Annotated in this window: 31 protein-coding genes and 1 tRNA gene; 27 read left to right on the top strand and 5 right to left on the bottom strand. The window is 66.5% G+C overall.

Annotated features, from left to right (window positions below):
• Complete coding sequence (locus CSC62_RS05395; RefSeq protein WP_162405148.1) at positions 1–147, bottom strand: hypothetical protein; 147 nt, start codon at positions 145–147, stop codon at positions 1–3.
• On the bottom strand, positions 147–539 hold the full coding sequence (locus CSC62_RS05390; protein ID WP_162405147.1) for a hypothetical protein: 393 nt from the start codon (positions 537–539) through the stop codon (positions 147–149). The genes CSC62_RS05395 and CSC62_RS05390 overlap by 1 nt, the downstream gene beginning before the upstream one ends.
• 91 nt (positions 540–630) lie before the next feature.
• Between CSC62_RS05390 and CSC62_RS05385 the strand changes: the two genes are divergently transcribed.
• Complete coding sequence (locus CSC62_RS05385; RefSeq protein WP_162405146.1) at positions 631–864, top strand: hypothetical protein; 234 nt, start codon at positions 631–633, stop codon at positions 862–864.
• 76 nt (positions 865–940) lie between these two features.
• On the top strand, positions 941–1,216 hold the full coding sequence (locus CSC62_RS05380; protein ID WP_162405145.1) for a hypothetical protein: 276 nt from the start codon (positions 941–943) through the stop codon (positions 1,214–1,216).
• A gap of 5 nt (positions 1,217–1,221) precedes the next feature.
• Here CSC62_RS05380 and CSC62_RS05375 read toward each other — a convergent pair whose 3' ends face one another.
• A complete protein-coding gene (locus CSC62_RS05375) occupies positions 1,222–1,464 on the bottom strand; it encodes a helix-turn-helix domain-containing protein (protein WP_162405144.1) in 243 nt (80 codons plus the stop codon).
• Here CSC62_RS05375 and CSC62_RS05370 point away from each other — a divergent pair.
• The 25 genes from CSC62_RS05370 to CSC62_RS17830 all read left to right on the top strand — a co-directional run bounded on the left by CSC62_RS05370 (position 1,463) and on the right by CSC62_RS17830 (position 12,138).
• Positions 1,463–1,993 carry a helix-turn-helix domain-containing protein gene (locus tag CSC62_RS05370; RefSeq protein WP_162405143.1) on the top strand — a complete coding sequence of 177 codons (531 nt, stop codon included), beginning with the start codon at positions 1,463–1,465 and terminating at the stop codon, positions 1,991–1,993. The genes CSC62_RS05375 and CSC62_RS05370 overlap by 2 nt on opposite strands.
• The gene (locus tag CSC62_RS05365; RefSeq protein WP_162405142.1) at positions 1,953–2,270 is read left to right on the top strand and encodes a hypothetical protein; all 318 of its coding nucleotides are present in this window, start codon (positions 1,953–1,955) and stop codon (positions 2,268–2,270) included. Before CSC62_RS05370 ends, CSC62_RS05365 begins: the two co-directional genes overlap by 41 nt.
• A gap of 143 nt (positions 2,271–2,413) precedes the next feature.
• A complete protein-coding gene (locus CSC62_RS05360; protein ID WP_162405141.1) occupies positions 2,414–2,815 on the top strand; it encodes a hypothetical protein in 402 nt (133 codons plus the stop codon).
• Positions 2,812–3,045 (top strand): hypothetical protein, encoded by a 234-nt coding sequence (locus tag CSC62_RS05355; RefSeq protein WP_162405140.1) that lies wholly within the window; start codon positions 2,812–2,814, stop codon positions 3,043–3,045. Before CSC62_RS05360 ends, CSC62_RS05355 begins: the two co-directional genes overlap by 4 nt.
• Positions 3,042–3,428, top strand: coding sequence for a hypothetical protein (locus CSC62_RS05350; RefSeq protein WP_162405139.1), 387 nt, complete (start codon positions 3,042–3,044; stop codon positions 3,426–3,428). Before CSC62_RS05355 ends, CSC62_RS05350 begins: the two co-directional genes overlap by 4 nt.
• Complete coding sequence (locus CSC62_RS05345; protein ID WP_162405138.1) at positions 3,425–3,751, top strand: hypothetical protein; 327 nt, start codon at positions 3,425–3,427, stop codon at positions 3,749–3,751. Before CSC62_RS05350 ends, CSC62_RS05345 begins: the two co-directional genes overlap by 4 nt.
• Positions 3,748–3,990: a hypothetical protein gene (locus CSC62_RS05340; protein WP_162405137.1), complete on the top strand. Its 243-nt coding sequence runs from the start codon at positions 3,748–3,750 to the stop codon at positions 3,988–3,990. The genes CSC62_RS05345 and CSC62_RS05340 overlap by 4 nt, the downstream gene beginning before the upstream one ends.
• A 45-nt stretch (positions 3,991–4,035) precedes the next feature.
• Positions 4,036–4,272, top strand: coding sequence for a hypothetical protein (locus tag CSC62_RS05335; protein ID WP_162405136.1), 237 nt, complete (start codon positions 4,036–4,038; stop codon positions 4,270–4,272).
• A gap of 167 nt (positions 4,273–4,439) precedes the next feature.
• Positions 4,440–5,285, top strand: coding sequence for a hypothetical protein (locus CSC62_RS05330; RefSeq protein ID WP_162405135.1), 846 nt, complete (start codon positions 4,440–4,442; stop codon positions 5,283–5,285).
• Positions 5,269–5,886: a lambda exonuclease family protein gene (locus tag CSC62_RS05325; RefSeq protein ID WP_162405134.1), complete on the top strand. Its 618-nt coding sequence runs from the start codon at positions 5,269–5,271 to the stop codon at positions 5,884–5,886. The genes CSC62_RS05330 and CSC62_RS05325 overlap by 17 nt, the downstream gene beginning before the upstream one ends.
• Entirely contained in the window at positions 5,886–6,353 is a 468-nt protein-coding gene (ssb, locus tag CSC62_RS05320) for a single-stranded DNA-binding protein (RefSeq protein WP_162405133.1), read from the top strand. Before CSC62_RS05325 ends, ssb begins: the two co-directional genes overlap by 1 nt.
• Positions 6,353–6,520: a hypothetical protein gene (locus CSC62_RS17765; protein ID WP_170298353.1), complete on the top strand. Its 168-nt coding sequence runs from the start codon at positions 6,353–6,355 to the stop codon at positions 6,518–6,520. Before ssb ends, CSC62_RS17765 begins: the two co-directional genes overlap by 1 nt.
• On the top strand, positions 6,517–6,786 hold the full coding sequence (locus tag CSC62_RS05315; RefSeq protein ID WP_162405132.1) for a hypothetical protein: 270 nt from the start codon (positions 6,517–6,519) through the stop codon (positions 6,784–6,786). Before CSC62_RS17765 ends, CSC62_RS05315 begins: the two co-directional genes overlap by 4 nt.
• Entirely contained in the window at positions 6,783–7,061 is a 279-nt protein-coding gene (locus CSC62_RS05310) for a hypothetical protein (protein ID WP_162405131.1), read from the top strand. The genes CSC62_RS05315 and CSC62_RS05310 overlap by 4 nt, the downstream gene beginning before the upstream one ends.
• Complete coding sequence (locus CSC62_RS05305) at positions 7,058–7,633, top strand: hypothetical protein (RefSeq protein WP_162405130.1); 576 nt, start codon at positions 7,058–7,060, stop codon at positions 7,631–7,633. The genes CSC62_RS05310 and CSC62_RS05305 overlap by 4 nt, the downstream gene beginning before the upstream one ends.
• Positions 7,626–8,456, top strand: a complete 831-nt coding sequence (locus tag CSC62_RS05300; RefSeq protein ID WP_246194211.1) for a 5' nucleotidase, NT5C type — start codon at positions 7,626–7,628, stop codon at positions 8,454–8,456. Before CSC62_RS05305 ends, CSC62_RS05300 begins: the two co-directional genes overlap by 8 nt.
• Positions 8,446–8,745 carry a hypothetical protein gene (locus CSC62_RS05295; protein ID WP_162405129.1) on the top strand — a complete coding sequence of 100 codons (300 nt, stop codon included), beginning with the start codon at positions 8,446–8,448 and terminating at the stop codon, positions 8,743–8,745. The genes CSC62_RS05300 and CSC62_RS05295 overlap by 11 nt, the downstream gene beginning before the upstream one ends.
• 142 nt (positions 8,746–8,887) lie before the next feature.
• A complete protein-coding gene (locus CSC62_RS05290) occupies positions 8,888–9,289 on the top strand; it encodes a hypothetical protein (protein ID WP_162405128.1) in 402 nt (133 codons plus the stop codon).
• A gap of 71 nt (positions 9,290–9,360) precedes the next feature.
• Positions 9,361–9,753, top strand: coding sequence for a hypothetical protein (locus CSC62_RS05285; protein WP_162405127.1), 393 nt, complete (start codon positions 9,361–9,363; stop codon positions 9,751–9,753).
• Positions 9,754–9,803: 50 nt separating this feature from the next.
• Positions 9,804–9,971: a hypothetical protein gene (locus CSC62_RS05280; protein WP_162405126.1), complete on the top strand. Its 168-nt coding sequence runs from the start codon at positions 9,804–9,806 to the stop codon at positions 9,969–9,971.
• Positions 9,955–10,437, top strand: a complete 483-nt coding sequence (locus tag CSC62_RS05275) for a hypothetical protein (RefSeq protein ID WP_162405125.1) — start codon at positions 9,955–9,957, stop codon at positions 10,435–10,437. Before CSC62_RS05280 ends, CSC62_RS05275 begins: the two co-directional genes overlap by 17 nt.
• Positions 10,430–10,690 carry a hypothetical protein gene (locus CSC62_RS05270; RefSeq protein WP_162405124.1) on the top strand — a complete coding sequence of 87 codons (261 nt, stop codon included), beginning with the start codon at positions 10,430–10,432 and terminating at the stop codon, positions 10,688–10,690. The genes CSC62_RS05275 and CSC62_RS05270 overlap by 8 nt, the downstream gene beginning before the upstream one ends.
• A gap of 2 nt (positions 10,691–10,692) precedes the next feature.
• The gene (locus CSC62_RS05265) at positions 10,693–10,920 is read left to right on the top strand and encodes a hypothetical protein (protein ID WP_162405123.1); all 228 of its coding nucleotides are present in this window, start codon (positions 10,693–10,695) and stop codon (positions 10,918–10,920) included.
• Positions 10,907–11,224 (top strand): helix-turn-helix domain-containing protein, encoded by a 318-nt coding sequence (locus tag CSC62_RS18000; RefSeq protein WP_162405122.1) that lies wholly within the window; start codon positions 10,907–10,909, stop codon positions 11,222–11,224. Before CSC62_RS05265 ends, CSC62_RS18000 begins: the two co-directional genes overlap by 14 nt.
• Positions 11,221–12,138 carry a tyrosine-type recombinase/integrase gene (locus tag CSC62_RS17830; protein WP_246194225.1) on the top strand — a complete coding sequence of 306 codons (918 nt, stop codon included), beginning with the start codon at positions 11,221–11,223 and terminating at the stop codon, positions 12,136–12,138. The genes CSC62_RS18000 and CSC62_RS17830 overlap by 4 nt, the downstream gene beginning before the upstream one ends.
• A gap of 33 nt (positions 12,139–12,171) precedes the next feature.
• Here the strand turns inward: CSC62_RS17830 and CSC62_RS05250 are convergent.
• Together CSC62_RS05250 and uvrB are read right to left on the bottom strand one after the other, a co-directional pair.
• Positions 12,172–12,246: transfer RNA gene (locus CSC62_RS05250), tRNA-Val, on the bottom strand.
• A gap of 78 nt (positions 12,247–12,324) precedes the next feature.
• Positions 12,325–14,346, bottom strand: coding sequence for an excinuclease ABC subunit UvrB (uvrB, locus tag CSC62_RS05245; RefSeq protein ID WP_162405121.1), 2,022 nt, complete (start codon positions 14,344–14,346; stop codon positions 12,325–12,327).
• Positions 14,347–14,356 lie beyond the last annotated feature (10 nt).

Genomic DNA, 14,356 nt, shown 5'->3' with positions numbered 1-14,356 from the left:
TCATTTCCTCACCAGCCGCGAGTGCAGCGGCGCGATGCGATCAGGCAGGTCCGGGTTGGACTGCAGCCAGCCGGGGTTGAACGCGCGCCACGGGTGCGCCGGCGTGGCCTTCGGCTTGGCCGGCTGGGGCTGGGGCTTCTTGGCCATCAGCGCGCCCTCCCCTGCAGGTGACCCATGCGGCTCTGGATCGCCTCCAGAGCCTTCACCGACGCGATGAACTCGCGCTGCAGCTGGGCCGCCTCGTCTTCCGGGTTCAGCGGCTGCGGCTCGGTGTAACCGGCGTCGCGGGCCTCGTAGTGCGCCAGGATGTGCACGCCGGCCTGCCGGGCGGCGCGGCGGATCAGGCGCAGCTCGCCGAGGTCCAGCTTCTCGCGCTTCTCCGGGTTGAGACAGTGCGCCAGCTTCCGGCCGGCCTCGTCGGCGGGCAGCGCCGGCCAGAGCATGTTGCCCACGGCCTTGTTGCCCCCCAGCGCGGTCACGCAATCGCGGATCGCATCCTCGTAGGTGTCGTAGAACAGCGGCATCTGCGGTGTCTGCATCGGTGTTTCCTCGGTCGTCCCACCGCGTGGGACTGCGTGGGACAAGCTCATCGGGGCGAAATAAAGGCCCGACCCCGAAGGACCGAGCCGCATGAACTCAGGAAGAAAAGACCCGCCGACGCCTGACGATGAACGCCGGCAGGGAAAGCTGTGGGTGGACGCGGAGGGCGTCACAACGCTGGTCCGCATCTGCGGCGGCGTGGTGGCGGTGCGCCGCGTTGGGGCGGACGTGGTTGCCCGCCGCCTGCCGGCGCCCAAGCCGAGTCCGCGCGAGGGGAGCGCGCAGGTTGTCCAGCTCGGGCTGCCGGCCTTGGAAAGGGGCTGACGGGTGCGCCAGCGGATAGGCGCCCGCCTGCCGGTACGATGGGGATGCGACCCCACCATCGAGACCGGAGACGGGCATGAAGAAGCTGTTCGTGGTGCTGCTGGACCCGGCGTTCATCGACGCCACCACTTCCATCCGAAAGCCCGACGGCAATTTCGACGCGACGCCCTACTGGCTTTGCAGTCGGGTGGACATGTCGCTGCCGCACTACCTGACGGTTGTCCCGCAAGCAGCAGAGCAAGACTCCACGCGTCCGCCGCTCGCTTGCATCCACATCCCCCATCACAGAGTCGTGGGGATCGTGGAGACAACGCCCGAAGCAATGCCGTTCGGATTCGGGACGCGAAGGTAGTCACCTCAGGCCGCCTCCCCTTCCTGTGGGGCCGGCCCGAAGATCAGGTCGGACCTGCAGATGGCTCCGCCGGTGGCCGCCTCGATCTGCGTTGCCCACTCCGGCGTGTACCCAAGCGATCCGTTCTCCCACTGGGAGACGCGGCCCTGGGTGACTGCCTTCCCGGCAGCCGAAATCAATTCCGCCAGCTGGGCCTGTGTCAGGCCCTTGGCGGTCCGATAGGTCTTCAGGTCGGGGTATCGGTCCATGGCGGCAACTATCAGCCATCCTGATTCGCTTGTCAACAGGTTTCCTGATTGGCGGCTGCGCGCCCTGCTGGACAATCCGCGCATGGACTTCCGTGAACGCCTGATCGCCTTCCGCCTGCGTGCCCAGCTCAGCCAGGAGCAGCTGGCCGCTGCATGCGGGCGCGGCCAAGGCTGGCTCGGAAACTTCGAGCGCGGAGACGGTTTTCCGCGTGTGCCTGAGATCTACAAGCTGGCCGCGGCACTCGGGATCCACCCCGGCGAGCTGTTCGCCGACCTCCCGTCTCAGCCTGCGGGACTGGACAATGAGAACTTGGCTCAAGGGGTTGAGCTGCTGCACCTGATGGCCGATGCGAGGCCGGAGGACAAGCGCCTCTCGCGCCCCTCGTGGGCCATGATCCAGGTAGCCGCCAAGGCCGTTAAAAAGGCCGAGGGGTCGCCGCGGGAAGCCATGGCCGACGTTCTGGCCTGGCTTGCAAAGGAGACCCGTGATGGCACTCGACCCCGTAGCTCTGAAATCGCTGGCACTTGAGCTGGCGGCGGCGATGCCGCCTGCACCATCCCCCGCAGACATCGACCTGCCGCCGGTGGATGTGTCGCCACGCGCCAGGACCATGCGGGCGATCGTGCACATCGCGGACCAGTACGACTGGCGGTCGGCAATCACGCACTTCCTGGACAGCCGGGGCGTCTCCTACCTGTCCGATCTCTCCGACGTCCAACTGGATGACCTACTGGACCGGATGCGAGGCTACGTCGACGCCGCTGAGATTGGCGCCAGCCTCGTCGACTGCCTGCCTGCGCACTAACTGAATCTAAACGAACGCTGAACGCCAATCAGGATTCTTGATTCTTCATCAGTTTTCCTGTTGACGTAGGAATCAGTTTCCCTGATTCTGTCCCCATCGCCCCACGACACCCCCATCCGGGGACGGGGCAGGGAGACAGACAGATGCCAGCCGCCTACGACACCTGGCTCGACCGTTCTGCCGCTGACGAGGCGGCGGACGAAGCCGACGAGCGCCGCGAGGAGTGGATCGCCGAGCGCACTGCGGAGCTGACGGCCGCGCGCCTCCGCGAGGACGAGCCGGTGCAGGAGGCGCTGGACGCGCTGCTGGCCGACGACTACGACAGCCGCATCTCGGCGGCGCTGCGTCGGTTCCTGCTGGCCTGCGCCAACACGCCCTCCGATCGCAGCCGGGACGCCGCGGCCCTGGAGCTGGAGAGCTTCCTGCGCCCGAACGTCGAGGCCCGCATCCGCGACGACGCCGAGTCCGACGCAGCGGCCGAGTTCGACCGGGCCGAGCGCAACGCACCGACTGCCGCCGATGCGCGGATGGAGGCTGCGGCATGAGCACCCAGACGAAGGCCGGCAGCGAGCCGGCGTATCCGGTCCCGAACGACGCGAACGTCAACGGGCAGGAAGGCCTCACCAAGCGCGAGCTGTTCGCGGCGATGGCGATGCAGGGGCTTGCCTCTGTCCCGGCGGATGGCGGCCTCCGCCCCGAGTGGATCGCCACCGACGCACAGAACGCAGTGGCCTATGCCGACGCCCTCCTCGCCGAACTGGAGAAGCAGGCATGAGCGGCCCGGTCGATGTGCTGGCGGTGCTGGACGAGTTCGTCATCGTGGTTGGCGATGAGTTTGGAAACGCGCCAGCGCTTCGCCTGCGTGAAGCGCGTGATGCCGCTGCTAAATCGATAGAGGACGCCGCCAGAAATGAGCGCCTCTTCATTGCGGCTTGTGACTCACTTGGTCGCGTTTCACACAGTCTCGCCATCGATCCGAATGCCGGAGGTCACGAACCAATACTGGCCGCGATTGCGGAAATTCGCGATGAGCGAGATTCCCTACTGAAAGTCTGCTCGTCTGCCTACGAAATGATTCATCAGGATCCGGTCGACTTCGCGATTCTCGGCGAAATGTTGCATCAAGCCCTCGCCCGCGTCCAAGGCGGTGCCGCATGAGCACCCGCATCGAGTCCGAGGTGGACCTGAGCGCCGAGCAGATTGCCGCCCTGTACTGGGACATGGATGCCGAACAGCAGGCGTCGTTCTTCGCCGAGCTGTTCCGCCTCGCTGGCCATATCCCTCTGTGCATGCAGACTGCTGCGGTTGTGCATGAGCTGGTGGCCCGTTGCGACAAGGGCGATGTGGCTGGCTTCAACGGCTTCCAGACCATGCTCGCGCACGCCAACGATTGGCATGAATCGGCCGCGGACATCAGGACGTGGGCCGCAAAGCACGCGATCACCAAGAGCGTCGAGAGCGCTAAGGCGGGCCTGCAATGACCCGCGCCCCCGAAGTCCTGGAGCTGGGCAACCACGGCATCGACCCCGGCACCTGGACGGGCACGCCAGACACCGCAGACGGCCACGCCGCGCCGCTGCCGGAGTACCCGAAGCCCGAAGACCTGCCGCCCCAGCCCGTCACCGCCGAGATGCGCCGCGAGGCGGCCATCTGGACCCTGCACGACCTCGCTTCCCTGGCCTGCTTCGCCGCGTTCGCGTGGCTGGCCTTCGCCCACTGACACCCACACGCCGGGCGCTGGACTGGCCCGGCAGGAGATTCCCCGATGCCCCGCCTTTACGCCCTCGCCCCGGCCTTCACCGCGTTGATCGTGGTCCTGTTCGCAGCCTTCGCCGCCGGGGTCTGCTTCTACGCCCGGGCCGATGCCCTGGGCGTCGCGCTGGCCCTGGTCGCGCTCATCTTCGCGATCGACACCGCCCACGAGTGGCGCAAGGCGGCCGCCGAGGCCCGCGCTGCCGAGCGCACGGCTCCCTTCGTCCGCATCAACCCGCCCCAGGAGTAACGCACGCCCCGAGCAACGCCGAGCGGCTGGCCGAGTTCCGCTACCGATGGGCGCTGCTCCACGGCCCGCAGTTCAACCACCACTTCCCCGCAGGGCGCACCCCTCGCCCTGCCCCGCCCGCGCCGGCCGGGTAAGCCGTAGAGCCGGATTCATTCCAGGAGAAGCCCATGTCAGCCAACATCGTCGCATTCCAGCCCGCCGTGGAGAACTACGGCAGCCGGTCCCTCACCGCCGCAGACGTTCGCGCTCAGGTCAACCTGATGCAGGACGTGATGCAGGAGGTGATGAAGAAGGACACGCACTATGGCGTGATCCCCGGCACGAAGCAGCCCAGCCTGTACAAGGCCGGGGCCGAGAAGATCATGTCCACCTTCCGCCTTTCGGCAGACCCTGAGGTCGAGCAGGTGGGCGTAGATGGTGAGGTCCACTACCGGGTAAAGGTGCGGATCATGTCGGCCGGCGGCCTGTTCCTGGGCGCAGGCATCGGCGAGTGCAGCAGCAACGAAGAGAAGTACGCCTGGCGTGCAGCGCTGTGCGACGAGGAATGGGACGACACGCCGGAGAACCGCCGCCGGATCAAGTATTCCAAGTGGCAAGGGAAGGTCGAGAAGAAGAAGCAGATCCGCACCAACCCGGCGGACGTGTCCAACACCGTCTTGAAGATGGCGAAGAAGCGCGGCCTGATCGACGGCGTGCTGACGGTGACGGCTGCGTCCGACCTGTTTACCCAGGACATCGAGGATTTGCCGGAGGACGTGGTGGCCGAGATTGTCGGGCAGCAGCGTCCGCCGAAGTACGCGGCCCCAACGCCGCAGGACAGCCCCGAGCGCGACTCCGCGCTGACCGAGGCGCGGGCGGCAGCAGCCAAGGGCACCGAACATTTCCGGGCCTTCTGGGGCGCGTGGCCGAAGGAGAGCCGCGCACTGGTGACCGATCGCATGGCCGAGTTCAAGGCGTCGGCCGAGTCGGCGGACGTGATGCTGGAGGAGGTGTCCGATGCAGCAGCGCAGTGACGACTGGTTCCGCGCCCGCGCCGGCAAGCTCACGGCCTCCAAGTTCGCGGACGTGATGAACGTCCTGAAGGACGGATCCCCGGGAGCCAATCGCCGCCAGCTGGTCACCCTGCTGGCCGTCGAGCGCCTGACCGGCGAGTGCGTCGAGACGTTCCAGAACGACGCCATGCGGCGCGGGACGGAGCTGGAGCCGGCGGCGCGGGCGGCCTACGAGGCGCACACGGGCGAGCTGGTCGAGGAAGTTGGATTCGTCCAGCACGCCACCCTGCCCTACGTAGGCGTCTCCCCGGACGGCCTGCTCGGCGATGACGGGCTGGTCGAGCTGAAGTGCCCGGCCAACATGGCCAAGCACCTGGATGCGCTGCGGTCGAATGACCACGCCAAGGAGTACCGCTGGCAGCTACAGGGCCAGCTTTGGGTGACCGGGCGCGCATGGGTGGACGCCGTGAGCTTCGACCCCCGGTTCCCGCCACACCTTCAGCTCGCCATCTGCCGCGTCCAGCGCGACGAGGGCGCTATCGCCCAGCTCGCCGCCGAGTGCGAGCAGGCCAACAGCGAAATCGAATCCATCCTCCACGACCTGAAGAAGGAAGCCGCCTAATGGCCCGCGGAATAAACAAAGCCATCCTCGTCGGCAACCTCGGCAACGACCCGGAAACCAAGTACACCCAGGGCGGCATGGCCGTGACCCGCATCAGCCTGGCCACCACCAGCGTGCGGAAGGACAAGGATGGCAACCAAGTCGAGAAGACCGAATGGCACCGGGTGGTGTTCTTCGGGAAGCTCGGCGAGATCGCTGGCGAGTATCTGCGCAAGGGTTCGCAGGTGTACGTGGAGGGCGAAATCCGCTACGACAAGTTCACCGGCCAGGATGGCGTCGAGAAGCACACCACCGACATCGTCGCCAACGAGATGCAGATGCTTGGCGGTCGGCAGGATTCCGGCAACGGCACCCCGCGCCAGTCGGCACCGCGCGCGACTGAGCGGCCGCAACGGGCGACGAATGCCCCGGTGGATGCCTTCGAGGATACGGACATCCCATTCGTCCGCCAGATGGGTAATTGGTGATGCGATCCGACACCACCCAGCGCGACCTCTACCGGGACGACCCGCGGCGGATGGCCGAGCTGTACCGAATCCAGGCCGAGACGAGCCTGCGCCAGTTCCCCAACGACACCGCCAGGTACCAGCACTACCTGGCCGAGGCTGAGCGCCTGGAGGCGCAGAGAGCATGAGCGAGATGAAGCATACGCCGGGGCCGTGGTTCGCAAGTGGGCGATACATCGGCACCTTTAATCACAAATCTGCAATTGGCGAATGCCGCAGCGCCTCCGGGTGCTGGAGCGATGACGAGCCAGCATCTGCCAATGCCCGCCTCATCGCCGCCGCGCCGGAGTTGTTGGAGGCGTTGATCGGCGTACTCCGCGTTGCGGATCGTGCAACCGATGAGTTCGACGCGGCACGTTCCGCAATCGCCAAAGCCACCGGAGGCCAGCCATGAGCCGCACGTACCCCTACAAGGCGTGGGTGATCCAGCCGTCGGGCAAGCCCAAGGAGGTCACTCTTGTTGAGACCTATGACAGCTGGCTGGACGTATCTTGGGACATTTCTGACTCCGGAAAGTCCTACCACATCGACAACCTGCACCCGACCAAGGACGCCGCCATCGCGGCCGGCCTCGACGCGCTCGACGCGCAGCAGGCCAATCTGACGAAGCGGCAGACCACCCTGGAAAAGAAGCGCGCGACGCTGATCGCGGCGAGGGAGCAGCCATGACCACCCCGACCTACGACCGCGAGCAGGCCAACCTTCTCCGCGCCGCCGACGCGCTCAACGCCGCTGGCGTGCGGACGGTCAACACGACCGACCCGGTGCGGGCGCTTCCTGGCGACCTGCAGTGGAAGCTGGACACCCTGCGTCCCGGGAGTTGCGGCTTCGCGTCGCTGACGGCTGAGGAATGGGACTACGTGCGCGCCGCCCTCGCCCAGCAGCCCGAAGCCCCGGCGCAGGAGGCTTTCGGCTATCTGTATCGCATCGTATCTCCCCAAATTCCGGCGACGCGCGACGGGCCGTGGATTGGCCCCGGAGTGAACTTCAAGTTTGGACCGCCGCCTGCGGACACCCCGTGTGTTCAGTATCTGGCCCTCTATACCGCCCCGCAGCCCGCCATCCCGGAGGGGAAGTGGCGGCTCCTGAAAAAAGGGGAGGCCATCCAGCGCGGAGACGAAATACTAGAGGACAACTGTGTCGAATGGGGGCCGCTCTGCGGATGGGAGCGAGGGATGGCCTACGACCCCGCCGCGTTCGTCCCGGTGCGTCGCCGCATTAAGGAGTCCGACCATGGCTGAGAACGCCCAAAGAGAAATGACGTTGCGTGAGTGGGTGGAGCGCCTTCCTGCCTCACATCTCGCCCGCCGGGAATACGACGCCCTCACCGCCCCGCCAGCCGCGCAGGTGCAGCAGGAGGCGAAGGGTGAGCCGACGTTCTGGGACATACCCAAGCCACCCGCCGCCGATGCGCTGGGAGCGGTGCGGGAGTTGGAGGCTCGCTGGCTCAGGCTATCGAGAGACGAGACGTTGACCGTTTCCGAACGTGCCAACTATCTAGGCTTTGCAGGGATGCTGCAATCCGCCCTCGCCCAAGCGCCTGCGGTGCGGGTGACTGCGCCCGAGGCTCCGGGGCGCACGCTCTACGTGGACCTGGACGGAGTGATGGCTGACTTCGACGGCGCCTTTCCGGCCGTGTTTGGCCTCGATCACCGCTCGCTCGCGGACGACGAAATGTGGGGGCACATCAACGGCCACGCATCGTTCTTCCGCGACCTGCCTCCGATGGCTGGCGCCGTCGAGTTCTTCCGCAGCATCGAGCACCTGAGCCCGGTGATCCTAACCGCGTGTCCGAGGTCGAACTACGCCCACGTCGCAGGCCAAAAGCGCGCGTGGGTCCGCGAGCACCTGTCGGCGACGTGCCTGGTTCTTCCGGTGTTGGGAGGTCGGCACAAGCCACTTTTCATGCACCAGCCCGGCGACATCCTGATCGATGACTTCGAGAAGAACTGCGCTGCATGGGCCGATGCCGGGGGCGTGGCGATCAAGCACGAAGGGGACTGGAACGCGACATCGGTCGCCCTGGACGCCGCGCTCGGACAGGGGAAGGCCCATGTTGGTTGAACTCAAGCACCACTACGGATGGGAGCAGTACGAAGTTGACGCGGAAACCATTGAAGAGGCTGCGTATAAGGCGGTTCGGACGTCGCACCACTTCTTAAACGATACCAACCACACCTACACCTCTGGTGACCGCGTGCTGAAGTTGGGCGGTCAAGAGCATCACTTCAAATCGGTTCTGGTTTACAGGGCGGTGGGTGCGCCAGCCTACAGCGGCCCGCGATGGGGTGAAACTGACTATTGGTTCGCGGTGGAATACCGCGCACCCATCGGACAGGGGAAGGCGTCGTGAGCAGGTGGATCGCAATCGCAGCCCTGTGCTGGCTTTCTCACGTCGCGGCCAACTCAACTGACTGCGCCATATTCCTGACCGGGATGCTTGTGCTGCTCGGGACGCAGCGCATCGAGATTGAGCAACCAAAGGAGCCGAAGTAATGGACGAGATCGAGCCGAAGTTCGGTGAATGGCTGCGCGGAATCTATGCCTCCGAATCGAACCCGCGCCGTGACGGCATGTATGTGCGCACCATCATCCGCCGAGGCCGAATGAACCCCGGCAAGTTCTACGAGGTGACCGATGGCAATGGCAACTTCTGGGTGTACCCCGCCCAGTCTGTCGAGCGCATCGCCGCCGCCCTCCGCTCTGCGCAGGTGCCGGAGTGGCGGCCCATCGAGACGGCGCCGAGGGATGAGCTGGTCCTCGTGTACGACTACCGCAAGAACCAATTCACGGTTGGCGGCGTCTACAAGTTCACCTATGCGACCCACTGGATGCACCTTCCCATCCCACCGGAGGAATCGCCGGCCCAACGCCTGAGGTCAGGCGGGCCGGCGTGAACCCACAACTTGGCGAGGCAATGAACCGGCCTAGCCTGCACCGAATTGTTAGCGCCGTAGGAGGCGAAGCGATGGATAGGCGTGAGTTTGGAAGCTACGGTGTTGTCGCGAACGTGCAGAGTGACCGGGTTCTGAGGACGGGCGCGAAAGTGTGGGTGCTGGGCTGCAATGGCGACGCATCCTGCCCGCAGGTACGTGGGTTATCGAAGGGCGGGCGAACGATGACCAAATACACGCACTACAAGCGGCTGGCGAACTTTCGCGCTGCGTGGATTCCGGATCACCAGCTCCCCCATATATGGGCAACGTGGATGTTTACCGAACGGGCAGACGCCGAGAAGTGCGCCGAGATTCTTGGGCGTATGTGGGATGGCGTCCGCTACTTCAACCGCGACGGCAGCATGTTGTTGCGAGATGGAATCACGGAAGGCGAAGCGTTCAAACGAGAGCGAGATAGGCGCTAACACGCAATAGACCCCCTACACCCCCCGATATCGGATAACAGAGGCTATTTATGGAGATGACGACTAATGAGGCGCTGGCCCTGATCGCCGACCTGCGCATCCTGGCAGGCGGGGAGACTCCGGACGGCGACGGCGTGCCCGTCAACGTGGTTCTGTGGGCGGAGAAGCGGCTCGCCGCCATCGACGCAGCCAGGAGGAACGATGAAGACGCTGAGTGAGAGGCTATCGGCCGAGCTTGTCCACGCGAACAAGATGGGCAGCACCGACCTAGCCGCCCTACTCCGCGAAGCCGCCGCCGCCCTCGAAGCGGCGCGGGAGGATGCGTCCACGGAGAAGCGCGCGCTGCTGTGGCTTGCGGGCGGCGATAGCGGCATGTCGAGCGAGGCGATCTGCCACCACATGCTGGGCATGGAGTCGGACGGCAGCTTCCCGTGGGATCCCGCAGACCTCGGACGGTGCCTGCGCCTCTTGGAGCTGTTCCCGGAGTGGAAGCCCCGCATGGGGGAGATGGCGCGGTACTCGCCAATTTGGGCGGCGCTTGCGGAGCGGTGGGACGAGCTTGCCACGACGATGGCCGGCGAGGTTGGCATCGACTGGTCGAAGGGCCGTAAGGCTCCACTGACCTATGCCGCCATGAAGGACGCCATCGACCAGGCGCGCGGGAAGGAGAACGGGAATGGCTGAGAAGCTGAGCGAACGCATCCGGTCGGAGATGGGCTGCTGGCCGAGCACGTCCAGCCTCGCGGCAGTGCTGCGCGAGTGCGAGGAACTGGCGCGCAGGGTCGAGTGGGCACCGGTCATCGAGCTGCCCACACGCCCCGGGCCGGCGCTGTATGGCGCCACCCTCACGATCAGCGCCGCGGCCGCCGAGAGGTGGGGCTTGGACGGCAAGCGCGTCCGCCTCGTGCCCGAGGCTGGGAAGGGGGGTGGGGAGTGAGCATGGCGTGGGTCCGCAGGAACTACCGCGTCCCGGCGAAGCGCGGCGGGCGCGTCCTCTATACCGGCTGTGGCCGCGCCGAGTACGGCACGATCAAGTCCGCCAGCAATGGTCGCCTCAATGTGCAGCTGGATGGGGTAAAGCACACCATGCCTTTCCATCCAACTTGGGAGCTGTCCTACATACCCGACTACCCCACCCCGCAGGAGGTGCCCGATGGGGGCCGCTGAGAAAATCCCTTTTAGCGAGGCCGAGGCAGCGCGCAAGCTGGGTATCAGCAAGCCCACCCTGGCGCGCCTGAGACTGGCGGGCCAGATTCACCCCATGAGAATCGGCCCGCGCATCATCCGCTACACCGACGAGATCCTTGACGAGTATCGCCAGCAATGCAGGAACGCCCCGGCCAAATCGGAGACTACTGGCTCAGCAAGCGCCGCGGGTCGGAGCAGTGGTGTCGAACCTGGTACGACGCCGCCACTCGACAGACACGCCGCGAGTCTCTTGGCACAGCAGACTTTCAGGAAGGCAAGCTGAGGCTGTGGGAGTGGTTCGCCAAGCACGGGAGGATCGGCCAGCAGCAGCCGCAGGACGCGGCACTGGCGATGGTGCTGGTGCGGTACTGGGAGCGGCACGCCAACGCGCTGCCGTCCGCTGAGTTCGCCAAGATCGCCCTGCGGTACTGGGCAGACTTCTGGGGCGAGGCAACGGTGGCCGAGGTCACGACCGCGAGACAGCGCGAGTTCGTCGCGTCACTGGCCGGCAAGTCGCCCGGCTACATCAAGCGGATTCTGACCGTGGGCAAGGCGGCGCTGAACCACGCCTACCGCGAGGGCGAGATATCGACCGTCCCGTACATCCTGCCCGGAGAGGATGCACCGCCGCGCGACCGGGTGCTGTCCGTGGCCGAGTCTGCGGCCCTGTGGCGCGCGACGGAGCTGCCGCACGAGCGGATGATGCTCGCCCTGCTGTACGGCACGCTGGCGCGCCCTGAGGCGGCCCTGGACCTGACCCGGGCATCGGTGGACTTCGACCGGTGGCTGCTGGCCCAGAACCCGCCAGGGCGGAAGCAGACGCGCAAGTACCGCCCAACCGTCCCGGTGACCCCATTCCTTCGCCCGCTGCTGGAAGCGGCCCCTGCCGGCCCGCTGGTGCAGTGGCGCGGCAAGCCCATCGCCAGCTTCAAGACCGCGTGGCGGGGCATCCGGCGCCGGGCCGGGCTGGGGCAGGAGGTGGTGCCCAAGACGATCCGGCACACGATGGCGACCGAGCTGCGCGCCGCTGGCGTGCCCGAGGCAGAGATTCAGGGGATGCTGGGGCACCGGGCCTACGGCGGCCGGACGGAGGTGTACGCGAAGTACCGCCCGGATTACCTGGGCGAAGCCGTCGGCGTGATCGAGGGGTACATGTCACGGCTTCGTGTTAGCGCCGTGCTAGTCCCGGAGTCATAACCCAATCCACCGGCCGTAAGTGCCTGATAGGATTGGTGGGCGGTACAGGGTTCGAACCTGTGACCCCTACCATGTCAAGGTAGTGCTCTACCGCTGAGCTAACCGCCCGGATGTTGCATTCCCGCGCGGATTGCCCGCGGCAGGGCGCGCATTCTACCCCGGCGGCCGGGGCGGCACAACCAGCCCTCACCCGAGGCTGGCCTCCTTCAGCTTGCGGATCTGGTCGCGGATCCGCGCTGCGTCCTCGAACTCGAGGTCGCGGGCGTGCTGGTACATGCGCTGCTCCAGCTCCTGGATGCGCGCGGCCGCCTTCGCCGGGTCCATGACCGCGTAGTCGGCAGCCGGCTCGGCCACCTGCCGGGCCTTGCCACGGCCGGCCTTGCCGCGGGTTTCGCCCGCCTCGGCGCGGGCGCCTTCCATCACGTCCATGATCGGGCGAACGACCTGCCGCGGCACGATGCCGTGGGCGGCATTGTGTTCCTCCTGCTTCTCGCGACGGCGGTTGGTCTCCTCGATCGCCGCCTGCATCGAGCGGGTGATCGTGTCGGCGTAGAGGATCGCGGTGCCGCGCAGGTTGCGCGCGGCGCGGCCGATGGTCTGGATCAGCGAGCCGGTCGAGCGCAGGAAGCCCTCCTTGTCCGCGTCCAGGATCGCCACCAGCGACACCTCCGGCATGTCCAGGCCTTCGCGCAGCAGGTTGATGCCGACCAGCACGTCGAACTTGCCCAGTCGCAGGTCGCGGATGATCTCCACGCGCTCGACCGTGTCCACGTCCGAATGCAGGTAGCGCACGCGGATGCCGTGTTCGGACAGGTAGTCGGTCAGGTTCTCCGCCATGCGCTTGGTCAGGGTCGTGACCAGGACGCGGTCGCCGTCGGCCACGCGCAGGTTGATCTCCGACATCAGGTCGTCGACCTGGGTGGCGACCGGGCGGATCTCGACCTTGGGGTCGACCAGGCCGGTCGGGCGCACCACCAGCTCGACCACCTGGTCGGCCGCCTCGCGCTTCTCGTACGGGCCGGGCGTGGCCGACACGTAGATCGAGCGGGGCGCCCTCGCCTCCCATTCCTCGAATTTCAGCGGCCGGTTGTCCAGCGCCGACGGCAGGCGGAAGCCGAATTCCACCAGTGTTTCCTTGCGCGAGCGGTCGCCCTTGTACATCGCGCCGATCTGCGGAATGGTCACGTGCGACTCGTCCACCACCAGCAGCGCGTCCGCGGGCAGGTAGTCGAACAGCGTCGGCGGCGGCTCGCCCGCGGCCTTGCCGGTCAGGTGCCGGGAGTAGTTCTCGATGCCCGAGCAGTAGCCCACCTCGGCCATCATCTCCAGGTCGAACTGGGTGCGCTGGGCCAGGCGCTGCGCCTCGACCAGCTTGTTCTGCGCGTACAGCTGCTCCAGCCGCTCCTTCAGCTCGACCTTGATCGTCTCGATCGCGGTGAGCACCCGCTCGCGGGTGGTCGCGTAGTGGGTCTTGGGGTAGATCGTGTAGCGCGGCAGCCGGCGCAGGACCTCGCCGGTGAGCGGGTCGAACAGGGCGATGTTCTCGATCTCGCCGTCGAACAGTTCGATGCGCACCGCTTCGGCGTCGCTTTCGGCCGGATGCACGTCGATCACCTCGCCGCGCACGCGGAACGTGCCGCGCTGCAACTCGTACTCGTTGCGGGTGTACTGCAGCTGGGTCAAGTGGCGCAGCAGGTCGCGCTGGTCCAGACGCTCGCCGCGCGACAGGATCAGCCGCAGCGACAGGTAGTCCTCGGGCGCGCCCAGGCCGTAGATCGCCGACACGGTGCCGACCACCAGCGCGTCCGGGCGCGACAGCAGCGCCTTGGTCGCCGCCAGCCGCATCTGCTCGATATGGTCGTTGATCGAGCTGTCCTTCTCGATGAAGGTGTCGGTCGAGGGGACATAGGCCTCGGGCTGGTAGTAGTCGTAGTAGCTGACGAAGTACTCGACCGCGTTGTTGGGGAAGAAGGCCTTGAACTCCCCGTACAGCTGCGCGGCCAGGGTCTTGTTCGGCGCCATCACCAGGGTCGGCTTCTGCACCGCCTGGACCACGTTGGCGATGGTGTAGGTCTTGCCCGAGCCGGTCACGCCGAGCAAAACCTGCCTGGCCAGGCCCGCGTCGAAGCCAGCCACCAGCTTCTCGATCGCCTGCGGCTGGTCGCCGGCTGGCGCGTAGGGGGAGACCAGTTCGAAACGCTCGCTCATGGGTAGGACG

Origin of the sequence: Pseudoxanthomonas jiangsuensis, assembly GCF_010093185.1 — a bacterium.
Lineage (GTDB): Bacteria > Pseudomonadota > Gammaproteobacteria > Xanthomonadales > Xanthomonadaceae > Pseudoxanthomonas > Pseudoxanthomonas jiangsuensis.
Note: the sequence above shows the minus strand (reverse complement) of the source record. Positions and strands in the feature narration are given on the sequence as shown.

Excerpts from the sequence above, each read along its gene's own strand:
- CSC62_RS05385 (WP_162405146.1), top strand. The coding sequence starts at position 631 with ATGAACTCAGGAAGAAAAGACCCGCCGACGCCTGACGATGAACGCCGG.
- CSC62_RS05270 (WP_162405124.1), top strand. The coding sequence starts at position 10,430 with ATGGCTGAGAAGCTGAGCGAACGCATCCGGTCGGAGATGGGCTGCTGG.
- CSC62_RS05265 (WP_162405123.1), top strand. The coding sequence starts at position 10,693 with ATGGCGTGGGTCCGCAGGAACTACCGCGTCCCGGCGAAGCGCGGCGGG.
- CSC62_RS18000 (WP_162405122.1), top strand. The coding sequence starts at position 10,907 with ATGGGGGCCGCTGAGAAAATCCCTTTTAGCGAGGCCGAGGCAGCGCGC.
- CSC62_RS05290 (WP_162405128.1), top strand. The coding sequence starts at position 8,888 with ATGGACGAGATCGAGCCGAAGTTCGGTGAATGGCTGCGCGGAATCTAT.
- CSC62_RS05310 (WP_162405131.1), top strand. The coding sequence starts at position 6,783 with ATGAGCCGCACGTACCCCTACAAGGCGTGGGTGATCCAGCCGTCGGGC.
- CSC62_RS05360 (WP_162405141.1), top strand. The coding sequence starts at position 2,414 with ATGCCAGCCGCCTACGACACCTGGCTCGACCGTTCTGCCGCTGACGAG.
- CSC62_RS05315 (WP_162405132.1), top strand. The coding sequence starts at position 6,517 with ATGAGCGAGATGAAGCATACGCCGGGGCCGTGGTTCGCAAGTGGGCGA.
- CSC62_RS05275 (WP_162405125.1), top strand. The coding sequence starts at position 9,955 with ATGAAGACGCTGAGTGAGAGGCTATCGGCCGAGCTTGTCCACGCGAAC.
- CSC62_RS05340 (WP_162405137.1), top strand. The coding sequence starts at position 3,748 with ATGACCCGCGCCCCCGAAGTCCTGGAGCTGGGCAACCACGGCATCGAC.
- CSC62_RS05330 (WP_162405135.1), top strand. The coding sequence starts at position 4,440 with ATGTCAGCCAACATCGTCGCATTCCAGCCCGCCGTGGAGAACTACGGC.
- CSC62_RS05380 (WP_162405145.1), top strand. The coding sequence starts at position 941 with ATGAAGAAGCTGTTCGTGGTGCTGCTGGACCCGGCGTTCATCGACGCC.
- ssb (WP_162405133.1), top strand. The coding sequence starts at position 5,886 with ATGGCCCGCGGAATAAACAAAGCCATCCTCGTCGGCAACCTCGGCAAC.
- CSC62_RS05355 (WP_162405140.1), top strand. The coding sequence starts at position 2,812 with ATGAGCACCCAGACGAAGGCCGGCAGCGAGCCGGCGTATCCGGTCCCG.
- CSC62_RS05365 (WP_162405142.1), top strand. The coding sequence starts at position 1,953 with ATGGCACTCGACCCCGTAGCTCTGAAATCGCTGGCACTTGAGCTGGCG.
- CSC62_RS05325 (WP_162405134.1), top strand. The coding sequence starts at position 5,269 with ATGCAGCAGCGCAGTGACGACTGGTTCCGCGCCCGCGCCGGCAAGCTC.
- CSC62_RS17765 (WP_170298353.1), top strand. The coding sequence starts at position 6,353 with ATGCGATCCGACACCACCCAGCGCGACCTCTACCGGGACGACCCGCGG.
- CSC62_RS05285 (WP_162405127.1), top strand. The coding sequence starts at position 9,361 with ATGGATAGGCGTGAGTTTGGAAGCTACGGTGTTGTCGCGAACGTGCAG.
- CSC62_RS05335 (WP_162405136.1), top strand. The coding sequence starts at position 4,036 with ATGCCCCGCCTTTACGCCCTCGCCCCGGCCTTCACCGCGTTGATCGTG.
- CSC62_RS05375 (WP_162405144.1), bottom strand. The coding sequence starts at position 1,464 with ATGGACCGATACCCCGACCTGAAGACCTATCGGACCGCCAAGGGCCTG.
- CSC62_RS05345 (WP_162405138.1), top strand. The coding sequence starts at position 3,425 with ATGAGCACCCGCATCGAGTCCGAGGTGGACCTGAGCGCCGAGCAGATT.
- CSC62_RS05395 (WP_162405148.1), bottom strand. The coding sequence starts at position 147 with ATGGCCAAGAAGCCCCAGCCCCAGCCGGCCAAGCCGAAGGCCACGCCG.
- CSC62_RS05370 (WP_162405143.1), top strand. The coding sequence starts at position 1,463 with ATGGCGGCAACTATCAGCCATCCTGATTCGCTTGTCAACAGGTTTCCT.
- CSC62_RS05300 (WP_246194211.1), top strand. The coding sequence starts at position 7,626 with ATGGCTGAGAACGCCCAAAGAGAAATGACGTTGCGTGAGTGGGTGGAG.
- CSC62_RS05350 (WP_162405139.1), top strand. The coding sequence starts at position 3,042 with ATGAGCGGCCCGGTCGATGTGCTGGCGGTGCTGGACGAGTTCGTCATC.
- CSC62_RS05305 (WP_162405130.1), top strand. The coding sequence starts at position 7,058 with ATGACCACCCCGACCTACGACCGCGAGCAGGCCAACCTTCTCCGCGCC.
- CSC62_RS05280 (WP_162405126.1), top strand. The coding sequence starts at position 9,804 with ATGGAGATGACGACTAATGAGGCGCTGGCCCTGATCGCCGACCTGCGC.
- CSC62_RS05295 (WP_162405129.1), top strand. The coding sequence starts at position 8,446 with ATGTTGGTTGAACTCAAGCACCACTACGGATGGGAGCAGTACGAAGTT.
- uvrB (WP_162405121.1), bottom strand. The coding sequence starts at position 14,346 with ATGAGCGAGCGTTTCGAACTGGTCTCCCCCTACGCGCCAGCCGGCGAC.
- CSC62_RS05390 (WP_162405147.1), bottom strand. The coding sequence starts at position 539 with ATGCAGACACCGCAGATGCCGCTGTTCTACGACACCTACGAGGATGCG.